General features: G+C 71.3%; 26 protein-coding genes. 9 read left to right on the top strand and 17 right to left on the bottom strand.

The annotated features are described in order from the left end of the window. Positions 1-18 precede the first annotated feature (18 nt). The 4 genes from OG892_RS35855 (at position 19) to OG892_RS35840 (ending at position 2639) form a co-directional block, all read left to right on the top strand. Positions 19-465, top strand: coding sequence for a hypothetical protein (locus OG892_RS35855; RefSeq protein WP_371631263.1), 447 nt, complete (start codon positions 19-21; stop codon positions 463-465). A gap of 251 nt (positions 466-716) precedes the next feature. Continuing rightward, the gene (locus OG892_RS35850) at positions 717-1361 is read left to right on the top strand and encodes a HemK2/MTQ2 family protein methyltransferase (RefSeq protein WP_242436619.1); all 645 of its coding nucleotides are present in this window, start codon (positions 717-719) and stop codon (positions 1359-1361) included. Next, on the top strand, positions 1345-1596 hold the full coding sequence (locus OG892_RS35845) for a CDGSH iron-sulfur domain-containing protein (protein ID WP_371631262.1): 252 nt from the start codon (positions 1345-1347) through the stop codon (positions 1594-1596). Before OG892_RS35850 ends, OG892_RS35845 begins: the two co-directional genes overlap by 17 nt. Beyond that, entirely contained in the window at positions 1593-2639 is a 1047-nt protein-coding gene (locus OG892_RS35840; protein WP_371631261.1) for an iron-containing redox enzyme family protein, read from the top strand. The genes OG892_RS35845 and OG892_RS35840 overlap by 4 nt, the downstream gene beginning before the upstream one ends. Positions 2640-2933: 294 nt before the next feature. Here the strand turns inward: OG892_RS35840 and OG892_RS35835 are convergent, their stop codons facing one another. From OG892_RS35835 to OG892_RS35775, 13 genes are all read right to left on the bottom strand, one after another. Further along, a complete protein-coding gene (locus OG892_RS35835) occupies positions 2934-3401 on the bottom strand; it encodes an Asp23/Gls24 family envelope stress response protein (protein ID WP_073734555.1) in 468 nt (155 codons plus the stop codon). A gap of 162 nt (positions 3402-3563) precedes the next feature. Beyond that, a complete protein-coding gene (locus tag OG892_RS35830; RefSeq protein WP_073734554.1) occupies positions 3564-3842 on the bottom strand; it encodes a gas vesicle protein K in 279 nt (92 codons plus the stop codon). Further along, positions 3839-4066 (bottom strand): gas vesicle protein, encoded by a 228-nt coding sequence (locus tag OG892_RS35825; RefSeq protein WP_073734553.1) that lies wholly within the window; start codon positions 4064-4066, stop codon positions 3839-3841. Before OG892_RS35825 ends, OG892_RS35830 begins: the two co-directional genes overlap by 4 nt. A 3-nt stretch (positions 4067-4069) precedes the next feature. Beyond that, the gene (locus OG892_RS35820) at positions 4070-4885 is read right to left on the bottom strand and encodes a GvpL/GvpF family gas vesicle protein (protein ID WP_371631748.1); all 816 of its coding nucleotides are present in this window, start codon (positions 4883-4885) and stop codon (positions 4070-4072) included. Between the two features lie 26 nt (positions 4886-4911). Continuing rightward, entirely contained in the window at positions 4912-5253 is a 342-nt protein-coding gene (locus tag OG892_RS35815; protein ID WP_073734552.1) for a gas vesicle protein, read from the bottom strand. Beyond that, positions 5246-6370 (bottom strand): SRPBCC family protein, encoded by a 1125-nt coding sequence (locus OG892_RS35810; RefSeq protein WP_371631260.1) that lies wholly within the window; start codon positions 6368-6370, stop codon positions 5246-5248. Before OG892_RS35810 ends, OG892_RS35815 begins: the two co-directional genes overlap by 8 nt. Positions 6371-6376: 6 nt before the next feature. After that, positions 6377-7378, bottom strand: coding sequence for a histone protein (locus OG892_RS35805; RefSeq protein ID WP_328864516.1), 1002 nt, complete (start codon positions 7376-7378; stop codon positions 6377-6379). 7 nt (positions 7379-7385) lie between these two features. Further along, positions 7386-7640, bottom strand: a complete 255-nt coding sequence (locus OG892_RS35800; protein ID WP_073734549.1) for a gas vesicle protein GvpG — start codon at positions 7638-7640, stop codon at positions 7386-7388. A 1-nt stretch (position 7641) separates the two neighbouring features. Continuing rightward, a complete protein-coding gene (locus tag OG892_RS35795; RefSeq protein ID WP_371631259.1) occupies positions 7642-8403 on the bottom strand; it encodes a GvpL/GvpF family gas vesicle protein in 762 nt (253 codons plus the stop codon). Next, positions 8400-8855: a gas vesicle structural protein GvpA gene (locus OG892_RS35790; protein WP_073734547.1), complete on the bottom strand. Its 456-nt coding sequence runs from the start codon at positions 8853-8855 to the stop codon at positions 8400-8402. The genes OG892_RS35795 and OG892_RS35790 overlap by 4 nt, the downstream gene beginning before the upstream one ends. A gap of 33 nt (positions 8856-8888) precedes the next feature. Further along, positions 8889-9212 (bottom strand): gas vesicle protein, encoded by a 324-nt coding sequence (locus OG892_RS35785; RefSeq protein WP_073734546.1) that lies wholly within the window; start codon positions 9210-9212, stop codon positions 8889-8891. A 160-nt stretch (positions 9213-9372) separates the two neighbouring features. Next, entirely contained in the window at positions 9373-10164 is a 792-nt protein-coding gene (locus OG892_RS35780) for a hypothetical protein (RefSeq protein WP_371631258.1), read from the bottom strand. Positions 10165-10320: 156 nt separating this feature from the next. Next, positions 10321-11115, bottom strand: a complete 795-nt coding sequence (locus tag OG892_RS35775) for an SDR family oxidoreductase (RefSeq protein WP_328864519.1) — start codon at positions 11113-11115, stop codon at positions 10321-10323. A gap of 257 nt (positions 11116-11372) precedes the next feature. Between OG892_RS35775 and OG892_RS35770 the strand changes: the two genes are divergently transcribed. Next, complete coding sequence (locus tag OG892_RS35770; protein ID WP_073734543.1) at positions 11373-11642, top strand: hypothetical protein; 270 nt, start codon at positions 11373-11375, stop codon at positions 11640-11642. 130 nt (positions 11643-11772) lie between these two features. Here the strand turns inward: OG892_RS35770 and OG892_RS35765 are convergent, their stop codons facing one another. The 3 genes from OG892_RS35765 to OG892_RS35755 all read right to left on the bottom strand — a co-directional run bounded on the left by OG892_RS35765 (position 11773) and on the right by OG892_RS35755 (position 14006). Then, positions 11773-12336, bottom strand: coding sequence for a hypothetical protein (locus tag OG892_RS35765; protein ID WP_371631257.1), 564 nt, complete (start codon positions 12334-12336; stop codon positions 11773-11775). Positions 12337-12519: 183 nt separating this feature from the next. Continuing rightward, the gene (locus OG892_RS35760) at positions 12520-13395 is read right to left on the bottom strand and encodes a hypothetical protein (RefSeq protein WP_073734541.1); all 876 of its coding nucleotides are present in this window, start codon (positions 13393-13395) and stop codon (positions 12520-12522) included. Continuing rightward, entirely contained in the window at positions 13392-14006 is a 615-nt protein-coding gene (locus OG892_RS35755) for an ABC transporter ATP-binding protein (RefSeq protein WP_073734540.1), read from the bottom strand. The genes OG892_RS35760 and OG892_RS35755 overlap by 4 nt, the downstream gene beginning before the upstream one ends. Before the next feature lie 318 nt (positions 14007-14324). Here OG892_RS35755 and OG892_RS35750 point away from each other — a divergent pair, with 318 nt between their 5' ends. Then, positions 14325-15698 (top strand): NAD(P)-binding domain-containing protein, encoded by a 1374-nt coding sequence (locus OG892_RS35750; protein ID WP_371631256.1) that lies wholly within the window; start codon positions 14325-14327, stop codon positions 15696-15698. A gap of 40 nt (positions 15699-15738) precedes the next feature. Here OG892_RS35750 and OG892_RS35745 read toward each other — a convergent pair whose 3' ends face one another. Further along, positions 15739-16971: a wax ester/triacylglycerol synthase domain-containing protein gene (locus OG892_RS35745; protein ID WP_371631255.1), complete on the bottom strand. Its 1233-nt coding sequence runs from the start codon at positions 16969-16971 to the stop codon at positions 15739-15741. A gap of 992 nt (positions 16972-17963) precedes the next feature. Between OG892_RS35745 and OG892_RS35740 the strand changes: the two genes are divergently transcribed. The 3 genes from OG892_RS35740 to OG892_RS35730 are packed head-to-tail and all read left to right on the top strand — an operon-like array spanning position 17964 to position 26920. Next, positions 17964-19106, top strand: a complete 1143-nt coding sequence (locus OG892_RS35740) for an SDR family oxidoreductase (RefSeq protein WP_371631254.1) — start codon at positions 17964-17966, stop codon at positions 19104-19106. A 54-nt stretch (positions 19107-19160) separates the two neighbouring features. Continuing rightward, a complete protein-coding gene (locus OG892_RS35735; RefSeq protein ID WP_371631253.1) occupies positions 19161-20768 on the top strand; it encodes a PfaD family polyunsaturated fatty acid/polyketide biosynthesis protein in 1608 nt (535 codons plus the stop codon). A 56-nt stretch (positions 20769-20824) separates the two neighbouring features. Further along, positions 20825-26920: an SDR family NAD(P)-dependent oxidoreductase gene (locus OG892_RS35730; RefSeq protein ID WP_371631252.1), complete on the top strand. Its 6096-nt coding sequence runs from the start codon at positions 20825-20827 to the stop codon at positions 26918-26920. Positions 26921-26973: the final 53 nt, after the last annotated feature.

The following is a 26973-nucleotide window of genomic DNA, read 5'->3' as shown; positions in this document are numbered from 1 at the left end:
TCGGGGCATAGGTACGGCGTGAGCGATGAGCGGAACAGCGACCCGGACACCACACACCGTCGTCCCGAAGGAGTCAGCGACAAGACCGTCGAAGCGCTGGGCGCCCTGTCCAAGGCGCTGGAGACGACCGAACGCGCCCGCGGCGCGCTGTACGACTTCCATCAACTGACCGGCAGCGCCGACTTCGCCGTCGGCGACGCGGTCCGGCTCCTGCGCGAGGCCGGCCACGACCTGGACGCCGACCTCGTCGAACGTGAGGTCCTCGGCCGCAACGTAATCCCGGGCCACTGGACCTTCCAGCTCATCGAGGCCTACAACCGGACCTATTACCGCCCCTTCACCGAGATCGAGCAGCAACTGGTCCAGAGGCTCGCCCAGGGCTGTGACCACCTGTACGAAGCCGAACTGAAGCGGGGCCGCCGCCCCCTGGGCGGCGCCCCCGGCACCTCCACGCACCCGGATTAGAGGTCACCGGTCGCGTCAGCGGTGGTTGCTTCCGTTTCGGTGGGCAGGAGACCCCCGAACCCAGGGAGGCTGCTGTGATGCATGACCGGATTGGTCCGGCCTCGGTACAAGGCGTGCCGGACGCGGACCAGCAACGCCGGAATGGCGCCCGGCCCGCGCGCGGCCCATCCTGGACGGGCGGCGATCAGTCGCCGCCCCTACGAGGGCGAGAGGCGGCCATGGCCGTACCACCGCGGAGCAGGCCACGGCGCATGCTGACAGTGCCGGGCGTCTACAGTCCGCAACACGACACGCACCTCCTCATGCGGGCCGTGGCCCGGGAGAACATCACCCCCGGGACACGTCTCCTGGAACTGGGGACCGGCAGCGGGGCCCTGGCAGTCCACGCCGCCCGGCTGGGCGCCCGCGTGACCGCCATCGACATCTCGCACCGGGCCGTGCTGTGCGCCAGGGTGAACGCCGCCCTCCACCGCAGCCGGATCACCGTCCGCTACCGCGATCTGTCCGCTCTCGACGCGAGTCAGTACGACATGGTGATCAGTAACCCCCCGTACGTTCCCGCGCCCGCCGCACGGCCGCCGTTGCGGGGCAGGGCCCGCGCGTGGGACGGCGGCCCGGATGGCCGGGCCGTCGTCGACCGGGTGTGCGCGACCGCCGCGACCGTGCTGCGACCCGGCGGAACACTGCTCATGGTCCATTCGGAAATGTGCGGTGTCCAGACCACGATCGATGTCCTCGCACGGGCACACCTCGACGCGGAGGTCGTCGACCGCGGGCTCGTCCCCCTCGGCCCCGTCCTGCACTCCCGACTGCCGTGGCTGCGCGATCAGGGACTGATGAACCACACAGAACAGGACAAAGAGGAGTTGGTGGTCATCCGTGCGCGACAAATCTGACATCCGCCGTGTCCGCCTCGAACGCAGCGGACCGCTCCTGGTGGAGGGGCCCGTGACTGTCACCGGGCATGACGGTGTGGCTGTCACCTCCGAGCGCTTCATGGTGGCGGTGTGCACCTGCCGTCGCAGCCGCAGCTACCCCTGGTGCGACACCAGCCACCGCAGCCGCGCGGCCCCGACCGCCGGGACCGGGACCGACGCCGCCACCGACCCGGAATCAGGTGCGACAGCATGACTACCGCGCTCTACCTCGAATCGCGCGCCACCAGCCCTGCGCTGCCCACGTCGCGCGGCGTGCTCTCCGGCGCCGTCCTGTCGGCCCTGCGGGACGGACACGCACCCCTGGTGGACCCACAGGCCGTGTCCGAGGCCGAGCCGTACGGCGACGATCTCCAGCTCGCGCTCTACGTGCTCTACGAGTTGCACTACCAGGGATTCCACGGAGTCGGTGACGACCGTGAGTGGGATCCCGACCTGCTGCGGCTGCGCGGTGCGCTGGAACGCCGTTTCCTGACCGCCTTGCGCACCGACGTGCCGGGGGAAGCCGACACCCGCGACGCCCTCGCCGCGATCCTCACCGAACCGGCCGTTGACGACGGCACCGGCGTGAGCGACTTCCTGCAGAGCGAGGGTCTGCTGTGGCAGGTCCGGGAATACTCGGCACTCCGTTCCCTCTACCACCTGAAGGAAGCCGATCCGCACGCCTGGGTCATCCCGCGGCTGCACGGCCGCGCGAAGGCGGCCATGGCCGCGGTCGAGTACGACGAGTTCGGCGCCGGACGCGCCGAAGACATCCACGCCCGGCTCTTCGCCGACCTGATGGACGACCTCGGCCTGGACCACGCCTACGGCGCCTATCTGGACGCGGCCCCCGCGCAGGGGCTGTGCACGGTCAACGTCATGTCATTGTTCGGTCTGCACCGGGCGTTGCGCGGCGCTCTCGTGGGCCACTTCGCCGCGGTGGAGGTGACGTCCTCCCCCGGCTCCCGGCGACTCGCGAAGGCGATGCGGCGCACCGGTGCCGGGCCGGCCGCCGCGCGCTTCTACGACGAGCACGTCGAGGCCGACGCGGTGCACGAGCAAGTCGTCCGTCTGGAGGTGATCGACCCTCTTCTGACGACGGAGCCCGGCCTGGACGCCGACGTGGCCTTCGGCATCAGGGCCACCGGTCTGCTCGAAGACAGACTGGGTGCGCTCTTGCTGGCGGCCTGGCGGGGCGGACGGTCCGCCCTGCGCGTCCCACTGGCAGCAGCCGCAGAGCATCCCGGCAGCCCATGACCAGGGCCGTCAGCGCTCAGGGGCACGTCACCGGAGACCTGACCGAGGTGGTGTACGACGGCGAGCTGCGCATGAGCGGTGGCTCCTTCGCGGGCTACCGTTCGCCCCTCACCGACCTGTCCGGCCCCGCGCGACAGGAACTGACCGCCTGGACCGCGGCACCGATTGGCGCTACGCCGCCCTGGCCACCGACCGGGCCCGGCTCACCGAAGTGGAAGCCGGGCTGGCCGCGGCTCTCGGTCACGACGGCCCATGAGCGGCAGTCCGTGTCGGTCATCCCCTGGGTTCGCCGCCTCACTGAACGCGGCGCGACCTCTCAGGAGCGGCCTTTTCCTCGTCGTCGTCCGAGCTGTCGTCGTCCCCCGGCACGTAGACATCAAGAACCTTGATGTTGATCTCGACGACTTCCAGCCCAGTCATCGTCTCCACCGCATCGGTGACATGGACGCGAATCTTCTTCGCGGTGTCCACGATGAGAGTTCCGTACTCGACCACGATGTCGACGTCGACGGCGGCCTGCTTCTCGCCCACCTCGACCTTCACTCCGCGGCCCGGGTCGTTGGAGCGGGACACCTTGTCCCTCATCGCACCCACAGCCCTGGAGGCTCCCCCGCCGATGGCGTGGACCCCGTCGGTCTCACGTACCGCTATCCCCGCGATCGTCGAGACCACGGTATCCGCGATGACCGTCGTCCCCTTGGTTCCGCCCGACGATCCGCTCGATCCGAGTGCCGTTCCGTTTTCACTGCCGTTCGTCGCCATGAGTACCTCGCAGCGAGAGTTCTGGGAGGGGCCAGCCGAACGCGGCGGACGTTTTCCGCCACCCGTGCCCCCTCCCACGGTGCTCCAAGATCCCCACATGCGCCATTCGAGTGCCCTGGAGGCACAGCGCATTTCCGTGTCCGCCGCTCCCTGGCTCCGCCCTCAGTCACGGGGCAGGAGGGAACCCAGGGGGCCGAGATCGAGATTCAGGTCTTCCATCCGTACCCCGTGCTGCTCGCAGAGCTCTGCCATGCGCTGATCGAGCATCATCAGGGTCGTGCCGATCTCATCGGTCTGGTCGTCGGTCAGATCGCCCTGGTCGATGCGCCGCAGGGCCTGCCGCTCCATCAACTGCCTGAGGAGTTCGACCACCGTGAGTACCAGGGTGACCAGATCGCGCCCCATCTTCTCGGAATCCAGGTCCACTCGTGAGCCCGTCACAGCGGACCGCTGTCGGCCCAGGGGGCGGGAACACGCTCGTTGACCGATGACAGCAGCGCATGGAGTGAGACACGTACGAGCGGTACGTCGGCGATTGCGATGACCAGGTCACCGCTCACGACCACCCCGGTCGCCAGCACACGGTCCAGCAGATCGACCAGCGGCACGCCGATCGGGCCGCTCAAGCCGCCGGGACCATCCCACGGAACTGGTTCGTGCGTCACGGACTACACCTCGCCCACGAAGGAGTAGGGCACCCAGGGACCAGAGACCTCGATGTGCGCACCGGTGCGTTCCCGCAAGCCGGCAACCAGCAGGTCCAGCTCGGCGGCCCGATGCGCCGCGACCAGATAGGTGGCGTTCAGGACCTGAACGCTCTGGTCGTCAACCGCTCCGTTGCCGTGCGGCCGGAGCCGGCGGGACTCCGTGGCAAGGCGGCTCACGTCCGCGTCCACGGCGTCCGCGAGCCGCAAGGAATCCGTCTGCCGCTGCTCACGCCGCGACTGGAGGCCGCGCTTGCGCTCCAGGTAGGCTCTACCCGCTCCAGGGGCCGGGGCCACCCTGCCCGCCGCCACAGCCGTCCGCTCCTCCGGGATCCCGTCGCCCGCGCTCCGCGAGACGGGTGCGTAGACTTTGATTCCCCATTCGGCGTGCTGCGCGATACGCCGCAGCGCTGCACGAAAGCGTGTCGACTCACCGGCGAGCGCGAATGCGGCCCTCTCGTCCCCGTTGTACAACGTGGCCAGCGGCAGGGGGACCGTGGGACAGCGGGCAGCGACGGCCGAGACGACCTCATGGTGGGCACGCGCGTACCGTTCGAGTTCGGCCTCGTCGGTCAGCCGTTGCTGCCAGGCCTCGTCCGAGAAGTCAGCCCCTCGAACGGTCTGCACGACCGCTGTGAGTGAACCGATGCGGAGGCACCGCACCGGTTCGCCCTGTGCGACCCCGGTAAGACCGTCCACATCGGGGTTCCCCTCCGTGCGGCAGACCGCGAAGACGTAGGTTGCGTGCGTCTCCGAGACGCCCGAGCCGCACTCCGTCATGAGCCCCTGCTCTTCCTCTCCCTGGCTCATCGCGGATCCGGCGATGTCTCTTCGGAGCCCGATTCAAGTGCCTCGATCCGCGCCCGCAACTCCCGGTTCTCGTCCTTCAGGGCGTCCCTCGCCGCGTGAGAGCTGAGCGCCGGATCGGTCTCCCACCAGTCGATCCCGGCCTTCTTCGCCGTGTCCACGGACGCTACGAAGAGCCTCAGGCGAATGGTGAGCAGCTCGATGTCGAGAAGGTCGATCTTGATGTCCCCGGCGATCACGATGCCCTTGTCGAGAACACGCTCCAGGATGTCCGCCAGGTTGGTGTTCTGCGGCCCGGCCACGGGATAGGAAGCGTCCTGCCGGAAGTCGAGATCAGTCACTTCGTGCTCTCCGTGATCGCTGCTTCGCGGACGGGGTCCGCCTTCTGCGCGGTGCCTCGTCCTCTTCTTCCTCTTCCGGCTCTTCCTCTTCCGGCTCCTCCTCTTCCTCCTCTTCTTCCTCCTCTTCGTCGTCCTCGTCCGGCTCCTCCTCGTCGTCCTCGTCCGTCAGCGGTTCCTCGTCATCACCGTCGTCCTCCTCATCCCACTCGTCCTCATCCTCTTCCTCCTCCCCCTCCGGGTCTTCCTCGTTCTCCGCTTCTTCCTCTTCCATGGCCTCTTCGTGCGACACGACTACTTCTCCGTCGCGGATCTCACCACGCCACCCGTCCGGCTCCTCGTCCGTGAGCGTGACGTACCGCTGGAAGTGCTTGAAGTCGAGCCGGATCCGGCGTCCTTGCACCCGCCAGAGGTTGCCCGTCTTCTCGAAGAAGCCGGACGGGTAGTACTCGATGACCAGGACGATGCGGGTGAGGGACGGTGCCAGTTCGTGGAAGCTCACCACGCCTCGCGTCGTCCCCTTGGCGCCCTCGGAGGTCCAGACAATGCGATCGTCGGGGACCTGCTCCTGGACCGTTGCCTTGAAGCTGCGGGAGGAGGGCCCCACCTTGACCTTCCAGTCGCTCGACATCTCTTCGTCCATCGAGACATCGCGCACGCCCTTGGCGAAGCTGCTGAACTGGTCGTACTGGGTCCAGTGGTCGTAAGCGGTACGGAGCGGCACTCCCACATCGAGGACCTCGATGATGTTCATGATCTTTCCGCCGCTCGCCTTACGTTTGCCCTTGCCGCCGCCGAAGGCCTCCTTGGCCTTCTCCACGACGTTGTCCTTGACGCCCTTGGCCTTCTCCGAGACGAACGCCTTCGCCGGGGAGTCGCCCTGGAGTATGCGGGAGCCGATGGCCGGCAATGAGCCGCCGTTCTCCGCGACATCGGTCAGCTGGCCGGTGACATCGGTCAGCTTGTCCCCTGCCTTCTCCGCGAGCTTCTCCACTTGCGCGCTGAGGAAGTTGGACAGCTCGCCGCGGAGTTTGCCCATTCCGGACTCGTCGGTCTCTTCGGTCTCGTCGGGCTCTTCGGTCTCTTCCGACTCAGGCTCTGCGTTTTCCGTCCTGGCCATGACTCGCTACCTCCGACCGCTGGTGCGCTTGGATGCGGCCCGCTTCGACGATGACTTGCCTGCTGCCGTCTTCTTGGCTGCCGCCTTCTTCGCCGGAGCGGTCTTCTTCGCAGCGGTCTTCTTCGCCGAGCCGCCGGACTTCTTGGCCGCCGCCTTCTTCGCCGGGGCCGCCTTCTTTGCAGCCGTCTTCTTGGCCGGGGCCGCCTTCTTGGCAGCCGTCTTCTTCGCCGGGGCGGTCTTCTTTGCAGCGGTCTTCTTGGCCGAGGCAGACGTTTTGGCCGCCGCCTTCTTCGCCGGAGCCGCCTTCTTGGAGGCAGCCGTCTTCTTGGCCGGGGCCTTGCCGGTCCGGGACGTTTCGCCGCCCCCACCGCTCCTGGCCGGGCCCGACGACGCCCGGCGAGAGGTGCGCCTTCTCGGCTGCTTCTCCTCCGGCTCCTCGGGTTCTTCCTCGGGCTCTTCCTCGGGTTCTTCGTCGTCCTCTTCGTCGTCCTCTTCTTCGTCCTCTTCTTCGTCCTCGTCCTCTACTGGCTGCTCATCCTCTTCCTCACCCTCATCCGGCTCCTCCTCGTACTCTTCGTCCTCGTACTCCTGGTCCTCGTCCTCAGGCTCCTCGTCGCCCTCGCCCTCGTACTCGTACTCGTCGTCCTCGTTCTCGTCCTCGTTCTCGTCCTCGTCCTCGTTCTCGTCGCTCGGCGGTTCGAGGAGACGAGCCGTACGCTCGCTGATCGAACCGGCCAGCGTGCTCATGCTGCGGTTGGCGGCGGCGGTCACGGCCTTGCGGCCGGCGTCGAGAACCTCGCCTCTGAGCTGTTCCTGAAGTTCGGCGACCTGGGGGACCTCGCCGAGTCGGCGCATACCCTCTGCGGCGAGTTGGCGGGGCTCCAGGCCGAAGCGCCGGCCGGCGAGGTAGGTCGCGACGCTGAGAGCCACTCGCCCCTTTTTGGTCCGGCCCAGCACATAGCCGCCGACTACTGCGACCGCGAGGGTCAACTTCGTCTGGTCTTCCATCAGTTCGTCACCTTCGATCACTCTGTGCCGGGCCGACCCTTACGGCGTGCAGGCGGTCAAGCAAGCGTTCCTCTTCGCGTTCGAACTCCTCCAGGCTGATGTCTCCGGATTCAAGTTCCTGATTGAGTACGGCCAACTGCGTGCGCAACACGGCAGGGTCGTGCAGCTCGCGCTCGGCAGTGTCATTGAGCTTCTCCGCGACCCAGACCACGCCGCGCACCGGCGCGATCGGGAGCGTGAGCAGACCGGTGATCAGTCCCATGTCATTTCCCACCCACGAGCACGGGCCGGGCCTGTGCCGAAACGAAGCTGTAGCAGGGAAGCGGGCCGACGGACCGGATCTCCGCATGCTCCCGAAACGTGGCACCGAGGTCCCGGGCCCGCGAGAGGAAGGCTTCGCTCTCGGCCCGGTCGACGAGGAAGGACTCGTTCAGCACGCATCCCGGGACCTCCGGCCCCGGGGCGGCCGCCCGAGCAGCAGGTGCGAGCTCACGAAGGATTTGCTGCCCCGCTGCGGCCGCCCGCCGGTTGAGGGCACCGGCGATGGCTTCGCCCAGCCGGACGCTGGCCTCGTACCCCGGGTTTCGCCGAGCTGCCGCACGGAGCTGCCGCACGTTCTTCTCCTCGGTGACGAGTGCTTCCAGTGCGTTCTGCGCGGGAAGGACCTTGACGTTGATCTCGATACGGCCCGCGAGTCGGTCCAGGGTGGCGGCATACCCGGATTCGTCAGCTGCCAGCTGCGCGAGGACCGTCTGCTCGTCCGCCGCGACCATTCCGAACCGCATGGGGAGCACCGGCCCGTCGTCGGCCAGTCGCATCAGAAGGTCCTGGTGTGCCAGCAGATCGCGTCGGCGGGCGCGGAGCTTCGGCGGCGCGTCGCTGACGACCGCCTCCAGCAGGCCCTGACCGATGACCCTGAGAGCTGCCGGTGGCGATCCGACGCCGACCGCGTCCTTGGGCAGCGCCGTCGCGGACCGCAGGATCGCGTAGACGTAGACGCCGTCGGTTGCCGCGCTCACGCTCATGCCTCCGCGCGCCGTCGTCGGCTCTCGCCGCTGCGGGCGGGCGCGCGTCGCTTCTTCGGGCGCTCCTGCGGCTCGTCCGCTTCCTCGGACGAGTCGTCGCCACCACCTACTGCTTTGCGTACGGTGTCGCCCACGGTCTCGGCCGCGTTTCGCACCTTGCGCTTCCCCACGGACTTCGCCACACCGCCACCGAGAAGCTCGGGAATGGTGGTGCTGCCGGAATCACGCTCAAGGTCGAGCCGGTTGCACGCCTCCGCGAAGCGCAGGTACGTGTCCACACTCGCGACGACGATGCGCGCGTCGATCTTCAGGATCTCGATACCTACCAGCGAAACCCGGATGAATACGTCGATGACCATGCCACGGTCGAGAATGAGCTCCAGCACGTCGTACAACGTTCCGGCGCGGGGCGGGCAGGCCACTACCTCGTCCGTGTAGGTGGTCGCGGTCATGGAGAGTCCTTCCAACAGGGAGCAAAGCGCGGATCACTCGTCGGCTGCACCACGTCGGTAGCGCCGGACCCTGCGGTATTGCAGGAGTTCGCCTTCCAGGTCCAGCTGCACCTCGTAAGAGGCGAGGAGGCTTGTGGTGTCGGGGATCCGTGGCACTTCGAGCACGTCCACCACCACGCACCATCCGTCGTCCTCGCGCCGCACGGCGGAGACCCCCTCCGCGGGATGGCCGATCAGCCCCTCCAGGCTCTTGCTGGCAGCGCGAGCCGCATGCTCCGGCCCCCGTGCCGGTCGCCGGGGACGGGAAGCAGTAGCCGTCTTGGAACTCCCGGCCTGTGTGCGACGTCGTTCTGCCATAAGGCCAGTCTCGTCACTCCCGTCGACCGCGCATCTTGAGCGGAACCATCGGAGTGCGTCGGCACGCGGACCGGGCGTCTGTCAGGGCTCCAACCCCAAGCGGTTTCGCGCGGGCGGCGAATGTCGCACGAGACCGGACGGCATTTCGTGGCTCTGACAGCTATCGCTGTTCCTCCGCATACGTGAGGGCCTCGCGATGCGTGTCGAGGCCCTCACGTCCGTCCCGCGCCCTCAAGGAGAGGTCGGAGCACAGTCTCCGCGCCATCTCCCGTGCGTCGTCACTCGGCGCCGCCCCCTCGACGTACTCCAGGAATCCCAGCAACGCCTGCAGCTCGCCACTGCGCAACGCCACCTCGACGACCTCTTGCTTCTCGGAGGTCAGAGCGCTCACCACACGCTTCTGACAGGAATCGATCCGCAAGCGGTCGAATCGGCTGTCGTAATCCGATGAATCCGCACTTCCGCCGTCGGTGCCAAAGAAGGCGAGCCGCTGCAGAAGTGATCTCGGGCTCGCGTGCGGAGCGCGATAGAAGGGTCGCTCGTCGCTTCCCGAGAATTCGGGATCCAGCTGGACCTCGGAGAGGAATGCAGCCACTCGGCCGGGGTCGGGCGTCAGCCCGCCCCCCATCCATCGAGCAGAATCCATGAGCGTCCGACCTGCCCCCTCCGGTATGGAGAAGAAGCACCACCCCGAAACGCCGCACCAGAGAAGCCCTGCGTCCCGGCCCTCACCGAACACCTTTCGCCGGAAGGTGCGGGTGAACTCCACGCTTCCTTCCACGTCCGCCCCGAACGCGTCCTGGCTGGGGTCGTCATAGGCCCCGTACGAGGAAATGGAGGAGACCGGGAGGCCTTCATCGAGAAGTCTGCCGGCGACAGCCACCATGTAGTGGCCTATGGCAGCTTCGAGGTCGTCCCTCATGTGCTGCGCACGGTCTTCCTTGTACACCACCGGGGGTCTCCTGGTTCGGCTCCGGTTGCGGATCCTGTCTTCAAGCCGTTTCCCAGAAAACTGCAGTTCACACGGGGTGCGGGACAGCTGTCTCCGCGACGGTGCCCCCTCGGAAGGCGGTGCACCCGGCCGAGCGGGGCCCGGTGGCCGGCAGGGTCAGGGCAGGATCGAGTCCACGTAGCCGCCGTCCACCCGCAGGGCGCCGCCCGTGGTCGCGGAGGCGAACGAGGAGGCCAGGTAGACCACCATGTGGGCGATCTCCTCGGGCTCGATGAGGCGCTGGAGCAGCGACTGCGGCCGGTGCGTGCGCATGAACTCGCGCTGCGCCTCGTCCCACGGAAGGTCCTTGTCGACCAGCTCGTAGACGAAGTCCTCGACCCCGCCCGTGTGCGTCGGGCCGGCGATGACGGAGTTGACCGTGACCCCCGTGCCCGCGGCGTCCTTCGCGAAGCCGCGGGCGACGGCCAGCAGTGCCGTCTTGGACACGCCGTAGTGGATCATCTCCGCCGGGATGACCACCGCCGAGTCGCTGGCGATGTACTGCACGCGGCCCCAGCCGTTCTCCTTCATGCCCGGCAGATACGCCCGGGTCATGCGGATCGCGGCCAGCACATTGACCTCGAAGTAGCGGCGCCAGTCGTCGTCGCTGATCTCCAGCGCCGGCTGGGCGCCGAAGATGCCGAGATTGTTGACGAGGATGTCGGCGTGCGGCAGCGCGTCCCGCACCTGCCGGGCGCCGTCCTCGGTCGCGATGTCGCCCGGCGCGGCGACGAACTCCGCCTCCGGGCAGTGTTCGCGCAGCCGCTCGATGGCAGCCGCCACCGAATCGGCGCTGCGGCCGTTGACCGCGACACGGGCGCCCGCCGCCGCGAGACCGGCGGCGATCGCCGCACCGATTCCCTGCGTGGAGCCGGTGACCAGGGCTGATTTTCCGGAGAGATTGACGAGCATGGAAGTCGCTTTCCCCGGATGAATCAGAATCAATCAGGATCAATCACCCGCGAACAGTCGATTGATCGCCTCCTTGGCCACGTGCGCGTCTCTCGTGACACCCCGCCCGCCCCACTGCCGCACTCCGGCCCCAGCAGCGCACGGCCGCCGCCTGCACCGGACTCAAGTCGAGGTGTTCATAGGGGAGTTCGGGGCAACCGAGGTTCAAGCCGGTCATCACCGGACCAGGCCTCAGGCCGATCACAAAGGAGTGGGTCATGACGACGAAGTACGGCGACCACCAGACCGGCCACCAGCCCCACGGCGCACCCCGGCCCGCGGCGACAGGCAACGTGCTGAGCATCATCGCGATGGTGCTGGGAGTGATCTCGCTCGTCTTCCTGCCGATCGTCTTCGGCGTGGTCGCTCTGGTCCTGGCCATAGTCGCCCAGACCGTCCGGCACGAGCGGCTCGCGGTGATCGCCATCGTGGTCAGCGCCGTGGGCCTGGTCGGCGGCATGGTGCTCGGGGCCCTGCTGGCCTCATGACGGTCCGGACCCGCGCCGGCCACATGCCGATCCGGATCCGCGCGTCGGGCCCGCCCCGAGCCATGCCGTCCCCGGCGCAGGGGCGTGGGTCCGGTCCGCCTCTGCGGACCGGACCCACGCTCCGTGTCGGCTACCAGCCGGCCTTCACCCCGTTGTAGGCCGCGCGGCAGTCGGCGTTGGTGGCGTCCGCGGCGAGCTTCTCCATGGCGCTCTTCCAGACCTTCTTGGCCAGCGCCTCCAGGTCACGGGTCGCGGCGGGTACGTTCGGGGCGAACTTCTTGAGCGACCCGATCGAGGCCTTGGCGAACTTGTTGCAGGCGGGCGCGGCGGCGTTCCGGTAGCGGGTGTCCAGGTCCGTGGCGACCGCCTGGCCGTTGTCGGTCGCCCAGGTGTTCCAGGCCGCGCAACCCGCCTCGGTGAAGGCCGCCTGATCGGCCTCGCTCAGCCCCAGCACTTCAGCCAGCAGGGCGTTCTTTGCCTTGTCGGGGACGGTGAAGTCCACGACAGGGAACTTGTCCAGGGTTTCGAGCAGCGCCTCCTGGCACGCGGGCGGCAGCGGCGCCGCCTGTGCGGCGGCCGGGGCGGCGGCGCGGGCGGCGGGCTCGGCCACGGCGCTGGAGGAGACGGTCAGCGCGGAGACGGACAGCAGAGCCGCGGTCAGGACGCTGCGCCGGACGGTACGCGAAAGAGTCATGGAGTGGTGCTCCTTGCACGGAAGGATCTGTCGGTCCGGGCACCGCGTCGGCGCCCGGCGGCTACTGAACGATCACCGCGTCCCGCAGGTCACGGCTCCTTTCCGCGGACCGGACGGTGGCACAAAGAGGCGTCGGGCGTCCGTGCGACAGGGACATCAACAGCCCTGCCGTCGGTCCGGTGTTCAGGTGGGCCGTACGTGCTCCGCCGACGGTCCGGGCTCCGCCGAGGGCAGGGGCGCGGGGGTGTCCCCGGCCGCTGCCCGCCCGTGGGGGGCCGGGATCCATGGCCGCCTTTCCGGCGGGAGCGCGTTTCCGGTCCGCCGGCGGAAGACCAGGAACCCGGCTGACGCGGCAGCGATGAGCCAGAGGCCCTGGATCACGAGGCCCTGGACGGCCGACGCGTCGGAGAACGCCGCCGACATGCCGGCCTGCACAGCTCCGTACGTCGGCAGGAAGCGCACCACCGCGCTGTCGGACCCGGAGCTGGAGAGGGGGTTCTGCAGCGCGACGTCGAGGATGCTGATCATCAGAATGGCGAACATGCCCTCCACCTCTCGGCGGAGTACCGATCCGAAGACCACGCCGAGCGCACCGTAGGTCAGCGCCGCGCAGAACAGCGCGGCGGCGAGCAGGAGGGGCTGCCGCGGCGGCCAGGAGAATCCGACGGCGACCGTGGCGTACCCGGCGATGGCGGCACAGACCAGCGTGAGCGCCGAGAGCTTGGCGAGGACCAGGTGATACCGGGGGTAGCCGGCCATCGCGAGCCGGCGGTCGAAGGCGCCTCCGGTGAAGGTGGCGGCGAACATCATGAATCCGGCGATCAGCGTGACCGCGTTCAGCGCGCCGGTGATCTGGGTCAGGTGGTTGCCCGGCGGGGACAGCACCTCGCCGGTGGCCCGCAGCCGGAACGGGGCGGGCCGGTCCGGGATGGTCACATAGGCGAGGGCGATCCATACGGGGATGTACACGACCACCAGCAGCATCGCGAAGCGGTTGCGGGTGTGCCCGATCAACGCGTACCGCGACGCCGTGACGAACAGGGACCAGTGCCGCCTCATGCCGCCGCCTCCGCACGGGGTTCCTGGCAGTGCAGGCGGCCGTTCTCCAGGCGCCAGAGCACGTCGAGCCGGTCGATGTCGTACGCCAGGTGGGAGACGACCAGCACCGAGCGCCCGGCGTCGCGCAGCCTGGTCGCCAGTTCCCAGAAGCGCAGATACGTCTCCCAGTCGAAACCCTGGTAGGGCTCGTCCAGCAGCAGGACGTCCGGATCGTGCATGAGCGCGAGGGTCAGGTTCAGCTTCTGCCGGGAGCCCCCGCTGAGCAGGCCCGCACGCTGGTCGAGGTACTCCGTGAAGGCCAGGACCTCCATCACCTCCTCGGCCAGCCGCAGGTCCGCAAGCCCGAACGCGCTCCTGAAGAAGTCGAGGTGCTGGCGGACGGTGAAGGAGTCGTCCAGGACCACGGACTGCGGGCAGTAGCCGAACCTGCCCCGGTGGCGCACCGAACCCCGGTCCGGCCTGAGCTCACCGGAGACGATCTTCAGCAGAGTGGTCTTGCCCGAGCCGTTCTCCCCGACGATGCCGGCGAGGGTGCCCGGCCGTAGCCGGAGGTCGACGCCCCGGAGGACTTCGCGCTGGCGGTAGGAGTGGTGCACATCTGTGACGTCCATGGTGTCGCTCCGTCGTGCCGGGTACGGCTGTCGGCCGCGGGAGCAGCCCGCGTCCTGCCGGTGTACGGGGATACGTCGGCCGGGCGTTCGGTGGCGCGTCCGGTCCGCCCGTGCCCAACGAGCAGGCCGGGCAGCGGAAACGGTGCCGGAGAGAGCGCCCGTGCCGCTGTCGTCAACCCGGTGCACGACGTGGTCATCCGCGCGACGGGTCCGCTGCCGAAGACCGGTTCCGTGGACCGTGGGGTGGATAGCGTGACCCGCTCCGGAGCACCGTGCCCGGTGCAGGCGAAGGGGCGGTCAGCCATGCGGAGAACGTGTGTGATCGGAGCGGGTCCGTCCGGCCTGGCCGCGAGCAAGGTCCTCGCCTCGCGCGGTGTTCCGTTCGACTGCTTCGAGGCGGGTTCGGGCATCGGCGGGCTCTGGCGGTACGGCAACGACAACGGCATGTCGGGGGTGTACGCGTCGCTGCACGCGAACATCTCGAAGGAGAGCATGTCGTTCTCCTCGCTGCCGATGCCAAAGGCCTACCCGGTCTTCCCGCACCACAGCAAGGTCCTCGCCTACCTGGAGGACTACGCCGCGACGTTCGCCCTGCACCGTCACATCACGTTCGGCACGGAGGTCACCTCGGTGCGGCCCCTGGACGACGGCGGCTGGGAGGTCGGCCGACGGTGCCGCGGGGACACGGCGGCGGAGGTGACGACGCGGCGGTACACCGAAGTGGTGGTGGCCAACGGGCACCACTGGGACCCGCGCCTGCCCGGCCCCGCCGTGCCGGGGGCCGAGGAGTTCGGGGGATCCGCCCTCCACTCGCACGACTACCGTTCCCCCGAGGCGTACACCGGCCGGCGGGTCCTGGTGATCGGCATGGGCAACTCGGCCTGCGAGATCGCGGCGGAGATCTCGCGAACGGCGGCCCGGACCTTCCTCTCCGCACGCGAGGCGACGCACGTGTTCCCCAAGATGCTGCTCGGCCGGCCGGCGGACCACCTGGTGCGGAGCCCGCTGTCCCGTATCCCAGGATTCCTCAAGGGCCCGGCGATGGCGCTCCTCCTGCGGCTGACCCGAGGCGGCCCGGCTCAGTACGGGCTGGCCGAACCGGTCCGCGGGCCCCTCGCCGCCCACCCGTCCACCTCGGACGAGCTGCTCGTCCAGCTGGCCCGTGGCGCGGTGACGCCCAAGCCCGGCGTCAGCTCCTTCGGCCGGAACACGGCGGACTTCACCGACGGCAGCCGCGAACCCGTGGACGCCGTGGTGTACGCCACCGGATACTCCCTCTCCTTCCCCTTCCTGGACCCCGCCGTCTTCGCGGCCCGGGACGGCCGCACAGAGCTCTATCTGCGTACCGTGCCGCCGAGGCTCCCGGGCCTCTACTTCATGGGGCTCGCCCAACCCGCCGGCGCGGCCTTCCCGTTGCTCGAACCGCAGGCGGAATGGGTCGCCGGTCTGATCACGGGAACGGTCGCCCTGCCGTCGCCGCAGGACATGACGCGGGCGATCGGCCGCGAGCGGCGGTCCCATGAACGCGCCTACGCGCCCAGCTACCGCCACGGAATCGAGATCGACATCCGCTCCTACCAGCGGGCCCTTCGCCGGGAGCTCCGGGCGGGCCGGCGCCGGGCACGCGGCGCCGTCCCGCCCCTGCCGGCGGTGGCCGCCGCCCGTCCCGGTCCGGCAGCAGAGGTCCCGTGATCCGCTCCGCGCGCTGACCGGCCGCGAACGCCCGGCCGCCTCAGACCGGCGCCGTGTTCTCCTCCAGCTCGCCCACCGCCCGCTCCCACAGCTCCGGCAGCGCCTCCCCGAGCGGAAGGGCGCCATCGGCCACGAACGACACCTCGGCCCAGTCGCCGAAGAAGGAGAGCCCCACCCCGAAGAGGTGTCCGGGCACGACCAGGGGCAACAGGGCGGTGCCCGTCACCTGCGTCTCGCCCAGGCTCCCCTTCTCGGCGAGCGGCATGGAGGTGGCCATGACGTTGGTGACGCGCGGGGAGAGGATCCGTCGCAGATACCACTCGGTGGGGCGGCCCGGCATGAAGCGGACCAGGTCCTGGATGGCCTGCCGCCACGCCTCGCCCCGCAACTTCCGGGTCGTCGCCATGACATGGTCCAGTCGCCGCAGTGCGGCGGGACCGGCGCCGGTCCCGTCCGGGTCCTCGGAGCCGGTCCGCACCGGCAGCTCCAGCGGCACGGCGAAGCAGCGGTTCCCCCACGTCTGGTCCTCGTCGGGACGGCGCGCGTCGATGGGCAGCACGGCCGTCACCCGAGGGAGCGGTACGCCGGAGCGGGCCGACCAGACGGCCAACGCCCCGGCGAGTGCGGCCAGATGCACGTCATGGGCGGAGCCGCCGCGTGCGGCGCCGATCCGGCGCAGGGTGTCCGCCGGTACCCGCCCGCGCCACAGCCGCCGCTCCCCCGAGGGGGTGAAGACGGCATCCGGGCGGTGCCCCCGAACCGCGAGGGTGCCCGCCACGAACTTCGTGGCCAGCCCGACGGCCGCGCCGACCCGCCGGGGCACCCCGGCCCGACGGCTCCGGCCCGGCACCGGGCGCGCCGACGGCTCCCCCTCGCCCAGCATGGCGCGGAAGGTCATGGCGGCGGCCGAACCGTCCTGGCAGGCGTGACGGAAGCGATAGCAGACGGCGTACGCGTCGGGTTCGTGCCCGTGGACCAGCCAGACCCCCCACAGAACCCCGGGTGCGAACGGGGCGTTGAGTGCGGTGTGCAGGGCGGAGTCCCAGGCGGCGGGGCCGTCGGCGACCACCTCGTGGACATGCTGTTCGATGTCGAACTCCGTGTCGGGCTGCCACCGGGGCCGCCGTCCGCCCTCGACCCGGCTCGTGTGCAGGGGCAGCCCGCCGAGGCGGAAGCCCACGTACGCGCGCAGGTCCGACAGAGCCGGGGGCGGACCGCTGAGGTACGCGACACCGCCGGCGTCCCAGCGGACATCGGGCCGCCGCCGCTCCATGCTGAGAAACGCTCGGTCGACCGAGTGCGTGGGGTGGCGGGGCGAGGGAACGGACGGAGCGGAGCGCTCGCAGGACGCGGGCGGCTCGGGCTGAACGGACTCAGTAGGCTCTGCGGACTGTTCAAGATCAGGCATGGGGATTCGGGGCTCCGATTCTGGCCGAAGGCCATGGCAGGGCGACCGCGGGGCCGCAGTTGGGCGACAGCACCCGCGGCAGGTGAGACAGTGCGCGAAAAACGGGTAGCGCGAACGGGCGTACGGCAGGAGGCCACCGACGCCGGGCCGTCCGCCCCGGTCGGCCGCAGCGCAACGCAGGCCCGGACCGGCCGGACAACAGAATGGCCACCGGTCGGAGCCGGTCCGCCCGGCACCCGTGTTCCGAACCGGCCTCGGCAACCCGGTTCGGGCGGATCCCGGTGCGGTCGGCCGCATCCGCCGCGCAGCCGTCCACGGCCCGTGTTCCCGTGCCGTGATTGGCCTGCCGCCCCGCGCCACCGGCACCCGCCGACGACGCGGCGGACCCCGGCTGCCTCGTCCGAGTCCCCCGGCCGGTCGAGGCCCCCCACCGGCAGGTTCCCCCGAAAGGAGGACGGCGCCCGTGCGGCTCCGCCCGTGTCCCGCCGTCGCGTTCACCGGGGCGGCCCGGCCAGGGGTGAAGTCCTCCCGGGCGTGCGGCCCGCACGGTTCGCGGTGCGGCGTACTTCGTTCGGGTGAGCAGGGGGAATCGGGGCTCTCGGCCCGCCCGCCGTCTGACATTGTGTGCCGTGCGCCGGAGGTCACCGGCCTGGGGCAGGCCCGGGGAACCCCTGCCGGACGGGGGCACCGGAGGCACCCGCGAGCACCGAACAGCACCGCGCGACGCGACCGCCAGTGGCACTCCGCCCCGCAGGGCGGCCGGTGGCATCCCACTCCGCACGCACCCGGTCGCCGCAACGGCGGCACCCCGCACCCGGTCCCGGGACCGCCCTCTCACCGCCCTTGGAGCCACACCCGTGCACGTCGCCCTCACCGGCGCCACCGGATTTCTCGGACTGCGCCTGTTACGCCGCCTGCTCGGCACGCACCACTCCGTGACGGTTCTGGCCCACGCGGGGTCGGCCGACGCGCTGCGCCGCATCACCCGGTTCTTCGAACTGACCGGCTCGCCGGAGGCGTTCACCGCCGAGCTCCCCGGCCGGCTGCGAGTGGTGGAGACCGATCTGGCACAGCCCCGGCTGGGACTGTCCGGACGGGCGTTCCAGAAGCTGGCCGACGGTCTGGGCACGATCTGGCACAGCGCGGGCAGCATCAACCTGGAGGGGGACCTGCCCGAGCTGCGCCGGATCAACGTCGAGGGGACCCGGCACGTGCTGGAGCTGGCGGCCGCGGGCCGCCGGGCACCCCTGATCCGTCACGTGAGCACCGCGTTCGTCGCCGGGGCGCGGCGGGACGGAGTGGCGTACGAGGACGAGCTGGACGACTCCTGCGGCTTCGAGAACGCCTACGAGCGGTCCAAGTACGAAGCGGAGCTGCTGGTGCACGCGTGGTCGCGGAAGCACGGCCGCCCGGCCCTGGTCCTGCGGCCGAGCATCCTCGTCACGGATCTGCCGCCGCACCCCGAACTGCCCTCGCACCCGCTGCAGGTCATCGAACGGATCCTGCGGGACGCGCGGTGCAGCGCCGGTCCCGGAGAGCCCGGCGGCCCGGCCGGCCGCCCGCTCATCCGGACAGTGGGGCAGCCGCAAGGGCGGCTGAATCTGCTGCAGGTGGAGCACGCGGCCGAGGTCATGGTGCGGCTGGCCGGGCTGACGCCCTCGGGCGGCGTCGACACGTACCACGTCGTCCACGACCGCGATGTGCCCGTGCCCACGGTCGTGACCCTGCTGGAGCGGCTGGTCCCGCTCTCGATCGAACTGGTCGCCGCCAAGCCGGACACCCCGTCGGCCCTGGAGGCCCTGCTGGAGTTCTATCCGGGAATGACGGCCTACCTCGCCCACCGGCGGCGGTTCGACGACACCCGGGTCAGGACCCGGCTGGGGCCGTCGGCGGCCTCCGCCCCGGTGGGCCTGGACTACCTCTGGTCCGGTCTCGCCCAGAGGGGCCGGCCCCTCGCCCCGGCGCCGGGCGCTTCCCCGGACGTCCTTCCGCACGCCTGACCAGCAGACCCTTACGCCTGACCAGCTCACGTCCTCTCCCGTTGGAGCCCTTGCGTGTCCGTCCTCACCGTTCCCGGCGCCCCCGCCGCGTCCCCGCCGGTCCCCTCGCCCGTCTTCGCGCCCGTCTTCTCGCCCGCGGAGATCACCGCCCGTGCCCGGCAGATCCGGAGACCCGTCCACGTCGTCAGTGCGCCGGACGGCCGTGAGCTGGGGATCGCGACCGGCCCGGTACCCGACGGCCCGGTGCTCGGCACGCTGCCGCCGCTGTACCCCGAGTGGCTCGGCGGCCGCACCTTCTGCGAGGCGCACGGTGTCCGCTTCCCCTATGTCGCGGGGGAGATGGCGAACGGCATCGCGACCACCCGGATGGTCTCGGCCATGGCACGGGCGGAGATGCTCGGCTTCTTCGGGGCAGGGGGGCTGGCCTATCCCGATGTGGAACGGGCCGTGCACGCCCTCGCGCGGGAGCTGGACACCCGCGGCAACTGGGGTGTCAACCTCATCCACTCACCGGCCGAACCGGAACTGGAGTTCCGTGTAGCCGAGTTGCTGGTGAGCGCCGGGGTCCCCCGGATCTCCGCCTCGGCGTTCATGGAGCTGACCCCGGCCGTCGTGCTGTGCTCCGCGCACGGGCTGCGCCGGGACCCGGATGGCGCCATCGTCCGGCGCGCCCGCCTGCTCGCCAAGGTCTCCCGGCCCGAGGTGGCCGAGAGGTTCCTCTCCCCCGCTCCGCCCGTGCTGCTGGACCAGCTCGTCGCGCGGGGAAAGCTGACCCGGCAGGAGGCCGAGCTGGCCGCTCTGGTGCCGGTGGCCGAGGACATCACCGTGGAGGCGGACAGCGGCGGGCACACCGACAACCGGCCGCTCCAGGCCCTGCTGCCGAGGATCGCGGCCCTGCGCGACACCCTGTGCCGCCGGTTCGGTTACCCCCGGCCGGTCCGGATCGGCGCGGCCGGCGGCCTCGGCACACCGGACGCGGTGGCCGCCGCCTTCGCCCTCGGCGCGTCCTACGTCGTCATCGGCTCCGTGAACCAGACGGCGACAGAGGCGGGCCTGTCCGACGAGGCCAAGGCGATGCTCTGCGACGCGGACATCTCCGATGTGACCATGGCACCGGCGGCCGACATGTTCGAACTGGGCGTGAAGCTGCAAGTGCTCTCCCGGGGAACGATGTTCGCCCAGCGGGCCGGACGGCTCCATTCCGCGTACCGGGCCCACGGTTCGCTGGAGGAGATCCCGGCCGCGCTGCGGGCCTCGATCGAACGGGACGTGCTGCGCGCCCCGTTCGACGAGATCTGGCAGCGCACCCGCGCGTTCTGGGCCCGGCGCGATCCTGCGGAGATCACCCGTGCGGAGACGGATCCGAAGCACCGGATGGCCCTGGTCTTCCGCTGGTACCTGGGGAGCTCCAGCCAGTGGGCGATCACCGGCGAGGGATCGCGGCGGGCCGACTACCAGATCTGGTGCGGTCCGGCGATGGGCGCGTTCAACCAGTGGGTGGCGGGCACGTTCCTGGCCGCGCCGGCGAACCGGTCCGTGGTGCAGATCGCGCTCAACCTGCTCGAAGGGGCCGCGGTCGTCACGCGCGCCCATCAACTGCGCACCTACGGCGTCCCCTTGACGGCCGAGGCGTTCAGCTTCCCGCCTCGCGAGCTGGCGTGAGCGGGACCGGCGCCGCCCCGGCGTCAGCAACGACAGCCCGATCCGGAGGAGAGACCGTGCCCGGCCCACCCCACCGCCAGGTCCCCGTCGCCGTGGTCGGCGTAGGAGCCCTGGTGCCCGGCGCGACGGACGCGGCCGGCTACTGGCGGATCGTGACCGGCGGCCACGATCTGATGACCGAGGTGCCCGCTTCGCGCTGGAGCGTGGCGGACCACTACGACCCGGACCCGGCCGCCCCCGACAAGACGTACGCCCGTCGGGGCGCCTTCCTGCCGGAGGTCGACTTCGACCCAATGGCGTACGGGGTGCCGCCCACCAGCCTGCCGACGACCGACACCTCCCAGCTGCTCGCCCTGATGGTCGCCGACCAGGTACTGAAGGACGCGGGCGGTCCTGCCGGGGTCGACCGGGACCGGACCGGTGTGGTCCTCGGCGCCGCCGCCCTGGAACTGCTCCCGCACATGTACGGGCGCGCCCAGCGCCCGGTGTGGCTCGCGGCGCTGCGGGAGAGCGGACTCGGTGAGACCGAGGCACAGGCCGTGTGCGACCGCATCTCGGCCAGCTTCGCGCCGTGGCGGGAATCGACCTTCCCCGGACTGCTCGGCAACGTGGTCGCGGGCCGGATCGCCAACCGGTTCGACCTGCACGGCATCAACCACACCACCGACGCCGCCTGCGCCAGCTCGCTGGCGGCCCTGTCGACCTCGGTCGGTGAACTGTCCCTCGGCCGGGCCGATCTGGTGATCAGCGGAGGCGTGGACACCGGGAACGACATCGGCATGTTCCTGTGCTTCTCCAAGACGCCCGCCCTGTCTCCCAGCGGCGACTGCCGGCCGTTCTCGGCCTCGGCCGACGGCACCATGCTGGGCGAAGCGGTGGTCATGTACGCCTTGAAGCGGCTGGCCGACGCGGAGCGGGACGGCGACCGGATCCACGCCGTGATCCGGGGCATCGGCACATCGTCCGACGGCAGGAGCACGGCGATCTACGCCCCGCTCCCCGACGGCCAGGCGCGGGCCCTGCGCCGCGCCTACGAGGAGGCGGGTTACGGGCCGGAGACCGTGGAGCTGGTGGAGGCGCACGGGACCGGCACGAAGGCCGGGGACACCGCCGAACTGACCGCGCTCAACGAGGTGTTCGGCGCGACGGGCCGTACGGACGGCCAGTGGTGCGCCATCGGCTCGGTCAAGTCGCAGATCGGCCACACCAAGTGCGCGGCGGGCGCGGCGGGGCTGCTGAAGGCCGTCATGGCTCTGCACCACAAGGTGCTGCCGCCGACCGTGAAGGTCGACCGGCCGAACCCGGCGGCAGCCGCCGCGGACGGCCCGTTCTACGTCAACACCGAGACCCGCCCGTGGGTGCGGCCCGCCGGGCATCCACGCCGGGCGTCGGTGTCGAGCTTCGGTTTCGGCGGCAGCAACTTCCACGTCACGCTCGAGGAGTACGCGCCCGGAGGCGCCGGGGGCCGTACGGCTCTGCGCCACCGCTCCGCCCCGAGCGAGCTCGTCCTGTTCAGCGGCGATTCCCCGGCCGGCCTCGTGGCACCGAGGGCCGACGACGGCCGTCCGCTGGCCGCACTGGCACGGGAGAGCCACAGCTCCTTCTCGTCGGCCGCCCGGATGCGGCTGGCCGTCGTCGCCACCGATGCCGACGACTTGCGGGAGAAGCACGCGCAGGCCCTCGCCCTGATCCGGCGGCGCCCCGGTGACGCGTTCTCGACGCCCGCCGGTGTCCGGTACGCGTCCGGGGACGCCGAACCCGGCCGCATCGGCTTCCTGTTCCCGGGACAGGGGTCCCAGTACGTCGGGATGGGCGACGGTCTCGCGATGCTGGCGCCGACCGCCCAGGCCGTGTGGGACCGGCTCGGCGGCGCCCGCTTCGACGGACGTCCTCTGCACCGGGTGGTGTTCCCGCCGCCCGCCTTCACCGACGGGGAGCGGGCCGCCCGGCGGGACCTGCTGGACGCCACCGAGTGGGCGCAGCCCGCGTTGGCGGTGCACGCTCTCGCGCTGCTGGCGGTGGTGCGCGAGCTGGGTCTTCGGCCGGACTGCGTAGCGGGCCACAGCTTCGGAGAGCTGGTGGCGCTGCACTGCGCGGGAGTTCTGGACGCCGGCTCGCTGGTGGATCTGGCCCGCCGCCGCGGTGAGCTGATGCGAGAGGCGGCGCTCGCCCCTGGCGGGATGCTGGCGGTGGCGGCGGACCGCGCGCACGTGGCTCAGGTACTGGCCGGCGGCGGGTTCGGCGACATCTGGCCGGCCAACCACAACTCGCCGCGCCAGGTGGTGCTTTCCGGCTCTTCCGAGGCGATCGCGCGGGCCGAGAAGGCGTTCTCGGCCGACGGGACCGGCACCCGCCGGCTGGCGGCGTCGACCGCGTTCCACAGTCCGTTGGTCCGGCCGGTAGTCGAGCCGCTCGCCGAGTACCTGCGCACGGTGCCTCTCACCGGGCCCCGGACCGAGGTCTACGGCAACGCGGACGCGGCGCCGTACCCGTCGTCGCCCGAGGAGGTACGCAGCCGGATCGCCCGCCATGTCTCCTCGCCGGTGCTCTTCCAGGACCAGATCGAGGCCATGTACGCGGCCGGGGTACGGACCTTCGTCGAGGTCGGCGCGGGCGCGGCGCTTACCGGTCTGGTCGGACAGATCCTCGGTGACCGCGAGCACGCGGCCGTCCCCCTGGACCGGCCGGCCCGGCCCGGCGCCGACACCCTGCACGCCGCGCTCGGGGAACTCGCCGTACGCGGCGTCGCCCTCGATCTCGACACTCTCTGGGCGTCGTACGCCCACGAGGGCCCAGCGAAGGAGCACGAACCCCGAATGACCGTGAAGATCAGCGGAGCCAACTGCGGTCAGTTCCCGCCACCTCGCGCCGCGTCCGCCGAACCGCCGCCCGCTCCGGAGTACGAGCCGGAGCCCGAGCCGGAGCACCGGTCCCGGCCCGCCCCCGTATCCGTATCCGCGTCCGACACCCCGGCGGTCCCCATGCCCGCGTACGTCCCCTCCCCGGTCCACCCCCCGCAGCCTTCTGAGTACGGGACGGCTTCCGCGCCGTGGCAGCCGGAGCTCGAACCGGCGCCCGGGGCCGAGGCCGCCCCCGACGGCAGCTGGTACGCCGCCGTCGAGAGTGTCCAGCGGCAGACGGCGCAGGCCCACGCGGCCTGCCAGCGCATGCTGACGGACAGCCACATCGCCTTCCTGCGGATGACCGAGACGACCCTGGCCGCCATGCTCGGGGGAACGCACCCGGGCGGGGCCACGGAAGTGCCCGCAGCCGGGGCTCCGGACGGGTACGCCGGCGGAGGCCTGGACGTGTCCGTCCCCGCGCCGCCACTGCCGCTCCCCCGCTCCTCCTCGCCACGACCCGCACCCGCACCGGTGGCTCCGTCAGCTCCCCCGGCTCCCTCGGCTCCGGCCGTGAGCGCTGTGCCGGCAGCGGTGCCCCCGCCCGCGTCCGCACCGGCAGCCGTCCCTGTCCAGGCTCCCGGCCCCGACCCCGACCCCGCCGATGGCGCGATGTCCCTGTCGCCCTCGGAGCTGGAGGAGTTGCTGCTCTCCGTGGTGGCCCGGCTCACCGGCTATCCCGCCGCCATGCTCAACATGGACATGGAGCTGGAGGCAGATCTGGGCGTCGACTCGATCAAGCGCGTCGAGATCCTCTCTGTCATGCGCCGAGAGGTGCGCGACGTCGGAGCGGGCGACATCGGCCGGCTCGGCAAGCTCCGTACGCTGCGCGAGATCGTGGACGCGCTCACCGACGGCGCCCCGTCTCCCGGGACCACCGCGCCGGAGGCCGTCGAACCTCCCGGATCCGCTGGAAGCACCGAAGTCGCCGGCACCGCCGCGACATCCGCGCCGCCCGCCCCGCGCACCGGATCCGACGAGCGGACGCCGCTGACCAGGCTGGTCCCGCGCGCCGTGGAGTCGCCGCCGTCCGGGCTGGCCACGGCGGGCCTGCTCGACGGGCCCGTCGTGGTGACCGGCGGCGGGACGGCCGGGTCCGCGACGGCCGCAGTCGTCGCGCGGAAGCTGGCGGAACACGGCGTGGACGCCACCGCCGAGACGGAGGTGCCCGCGGACGCGCGAGCGGTCATCCATCTCGGCGCGCTCACCTCGGACGCCACGCCGGACGGGGCCCGGGAGGTCCACCGCTCGGCGCTGCGCGCGGCGCGTGCGGTCTCCGCGGCAGGAACGGCCGGGGGCGGCGGGTTGTTCGTGACCGTCCAGGACACCGGGGGCGACTTCGGGCTCGGGGGTGGCGAACCCGGCCGTGCGTGGCTGGGCGGGGTCGCCGGTCTGGCCAGGACCGCGGCGAAGGAGTGGCCGGACGCCTCGGTCAGGGTCATCGACTGCCGGCGCGGCGGCCGGGGCGACGAGGAGGTCGCCGCCGCGATCGTGCGGGAACTGCTCGAAGGCGGAACCGACCCGGAGGTGGGCCTGCGCGCGGACGGCACCCGCACCCTCCTGCGGCTGGTACCCGAGCGGGTGACGCCCGGCGGCGCGCCGCGGATCTCCTCCGATTCGGTGATCGTGGCCACCGGAGGGGCCCGGGGGGTGACCGCCGCGGCGCTGCTCGACCTGGCCAGGGCCCACCGTCCGCGGATCGTGCTGCTCGGCAGGACCGAGCAGGCCGCCGAGCCCGCCGGGCTGGCCTCCGCGACCGACGAACCGGCCCTCACCCGGCTGCTCGCGGAACGCTCCGGCCCGGACGCGGCGGACACGTCGCCCGCCCGGATCGCGGAGCGGGCCCGGGAGATCCTGGCCGCGCGCGAGGTGCGGGCGACGGTGGCGGGGCTGGAGGCCGCGGGATCGCCCGTCCGGTACGTCCGGGTGGACGCCCGCGACGGTGCCGCCCTCGCCGCCGCCCTGTGCGACGTACGCGAGACGTGGGGGCCGGTCACCGGCATCGTGCACGGCGCGGGGGTGCTGGCCGACAGCCTGATCGCCGACAAGACCGACGATCAGGCAGAGCGGGTGATGTCCACCAAGGTGGACGGTCTGCGGGCGCTCCTGGCAGCGACGGCGGACGACCCCCTGGACACGATCTGCCTCTTCTCCTCCGTGGCCGCCGTGTTCGGCAATCCGGGCCAGGGCGACTACGCGATGGCCAATGAGGTGCTCCACCAGGTCGCGTCGGCCGAACAGTCCCGCCGCCCCGGCTGTCTGGTGCGGTGCGTGGCCTGGGGCCCCTGGCAGGGCGGCATGGTCTCCCCGGCGCTGGCCGCGCACTTCGACCGGTCCGGGGTCCCGCTCATCCCCCTGGACCAGGGCGCCGCGGCCTTCACGGCCGAGCTGGCCGGAGCCGCCGGGGAAGCCCGCGTCGTGCTGACCGCCGGGGACGATCCGGCCGCCCTGTCCCCGGCGGCCGATCCGCGTCGCGCACAGGTGCTGCTCCGCTCCGACACCCTTCCGCAGCTGGCCGACCACGCGCCCGCCGGGGTTCCCGTGCTGCCCGTGGCCATGGTCCTGAACTGGTTCGCCGCCGCGGCCACGGCCTGGCTGCCGGATGCCGGACAGCTGGTTCTGCGCGATCTGCGGGTCTACAAGACGTACGCCCTGCCCGAACTGCGCGGCGCGGGCCACCGGATCACCGTGGTCTGCGGCCGGACGCCCGGTTCGTTCCGGGAGCTGGAGGCGGAGCTGCTGGGCGAGGACGGCTCGGCGCACTTCCGGGCGGTCCTGGACACCGGGGACGGCAGCCCCGATGCGGCCGCCTGGGATGTCCCGGACGGCCTGGAGCCGCTCGCGCGGGCCGAGTCGTACGACGGGAAGGTCCTCTTCCACGGTCCCCGCTTCCAGGCACTGCGCTCGGTGCACGGCGTCTCGGAGCTTGGCGCGGAGGCGACCGCCGCGGGCCTGCGCGCCCTGGACTGGCCGGGTGAGCACTACTGGCCGCTCGATCCGGCCGCCGTGGACGGCGCGCTGCAACTCGCCCTGCTCTGGGGCGAGGAGGTGCTCGGCTCGGCGACGCTGCCGATGGCCGTCGCCGAGTGCAGGGTGTACCGGCGCGGCCCGGTGGACGGCACCGTGCGGTGTGTGGTGCGGGGGCGGAAGGTCCACGACGCGGGGGCACGCTGCGACGCGGCACTGATCGATGCCGACGGGTCCGTCCGGCTGGAACTGATCGGTGTCGAACTCGTCCGCCGCCCCTCCTGACCCCGCCCTCCTGATCCCGCCCTCCTGATCCCGCCCCGGCCTCCGCCCTGCCG

Source organism: Streptomyces sp. NBC_00341 (genome assembly GCF_041435055.1).
Taxonomy (GTDB): domain Bacteria; phylum Actinomycetota; class Actinomycetes; order Streptomycetales; family Streptomycetaceae; genus Streptomyces.
The sequence above is the reverse complement of the archived record's forward strand: the minus strand, read 5'-3'. Positions and strand labels throughout refer to the sequence as shown.

Excerpts from the sequence above, each read along its gene's own strand:
- OG892_RS35805 (WP_328864516.1), bottom strand. The coding sequence starts at position 7,378 with ATGGAAGACCAGACGAAGTTGACCCTCGCGGTCGCAGTAGTCGGCGGC.
- OG892_RS35790 (WP_073734547.1), bottom strand. The coding sequence starts at position 8,855 with ATGACCGCGACCACCTACACGGACGAGGTAGTGGCCTGCCCGCCCCGC.
- OG892_RS35755 (WP_073734540.1), bottom strand. The coding sequence starts at position 14,006 with ATGGACGTCACAGATGTGCACCACTCCTACCGCCAGCGCGAAGTCCTC.
- OG892_RS35795 (WP_371631259.1), bottom strand. The coding sequence starts at position 8,403 with ATGAGCGTGAGCGCGGCAACCGACGGCGTCTACGTCTACGCGATCCTG.
- OG892_RS35800 (WP_073734549.1), bottom strand. The coding sequence starts at position 7,640 with ATGGGACTGATCACCGGTCTGCTCACGCTCCCGATCGCGCCGGTGCGC.
- OG892_RS35760 (WP_073734541.1), bottom strand. The coding sequence starts at position 13,395 with ATGAGGCGGCACTGGTCCCTGTTCGTCACGGCGTCGCGGTACGCGTTG.
- OG892_RS35820 (WP_371631748.1), bottom strand. The coding sequence starts at position 4,885 with ATGACGGAGTGCGGCTCGGGCGTCTCGGAGACGCACGCAACCTACGTC.
- OG892_RS35775 (WP_328864519.1), bottom strand. The coding sequence starts at position 11,115 with ATGCTCGTCAATCTCTCCGGAAAATCAGCCCTGGTCACCGGCTCCACG.
- OG892_RS35840 (WP_371631261.1), top strand. The coding sequence starts at position 1,593 with ATGACTACCGCGCTCTACCTCGAATCGCGCGCCACCAGCCCTGCGCTG.
- OG892_RS35785 (WP_073734546.1), bottom strand. The coding sequence starts at position 9,212 with ATGGCAGAACGACGTCGCACACAGGCCGGGAGTTCCAAGACGGCTACT.
- OG892_RS35810 (WP_371631260.1), bottom strand. The coding sequence starts at position 6,370 with ATGGCCAGGACGGAAAACGCAGAGCCTGAGTCGGAAGAGACCGAAGAG.
- OG892_RS35835 (WP_073734555.1), bottom strand. The coding sequence starts at position 3,401 with ATGGCGACGAACGGCAGTGAAAACGGAACGGCACTCGGATCGAGCGGA.
- OG892_RS35745 (WP_371631255.1), bottom strand. The coding sequence starts at position 16,971 with ATGGAGCGGCGGCGGCCCGATGTCCGCTGGGACGCCGGCGGTGTCGCG.
- OG892_RS35850 (WP_242436619.1), top strand. The coding sequence starts at position 717 with ATGCTGACAGTGCCGGGCGTCTACAGTCCGCAACACGACACGCACCTC.
- OG892_RS35765 (WP_371631257.1), bottom strand. The coding sequence starts at position 12,336 with ATGACTCTTTCGCGTACCGTCCGGCGCAGCGTCCTGACCGCGGCTCTG.
- OG892_RS35770 (WP_073734543.1), top strand. The coding sequence starts at position 11,373 with ATGACGACGAAGTACGGCGACCACCAGACCGGCCACCAGCCCCACGGC.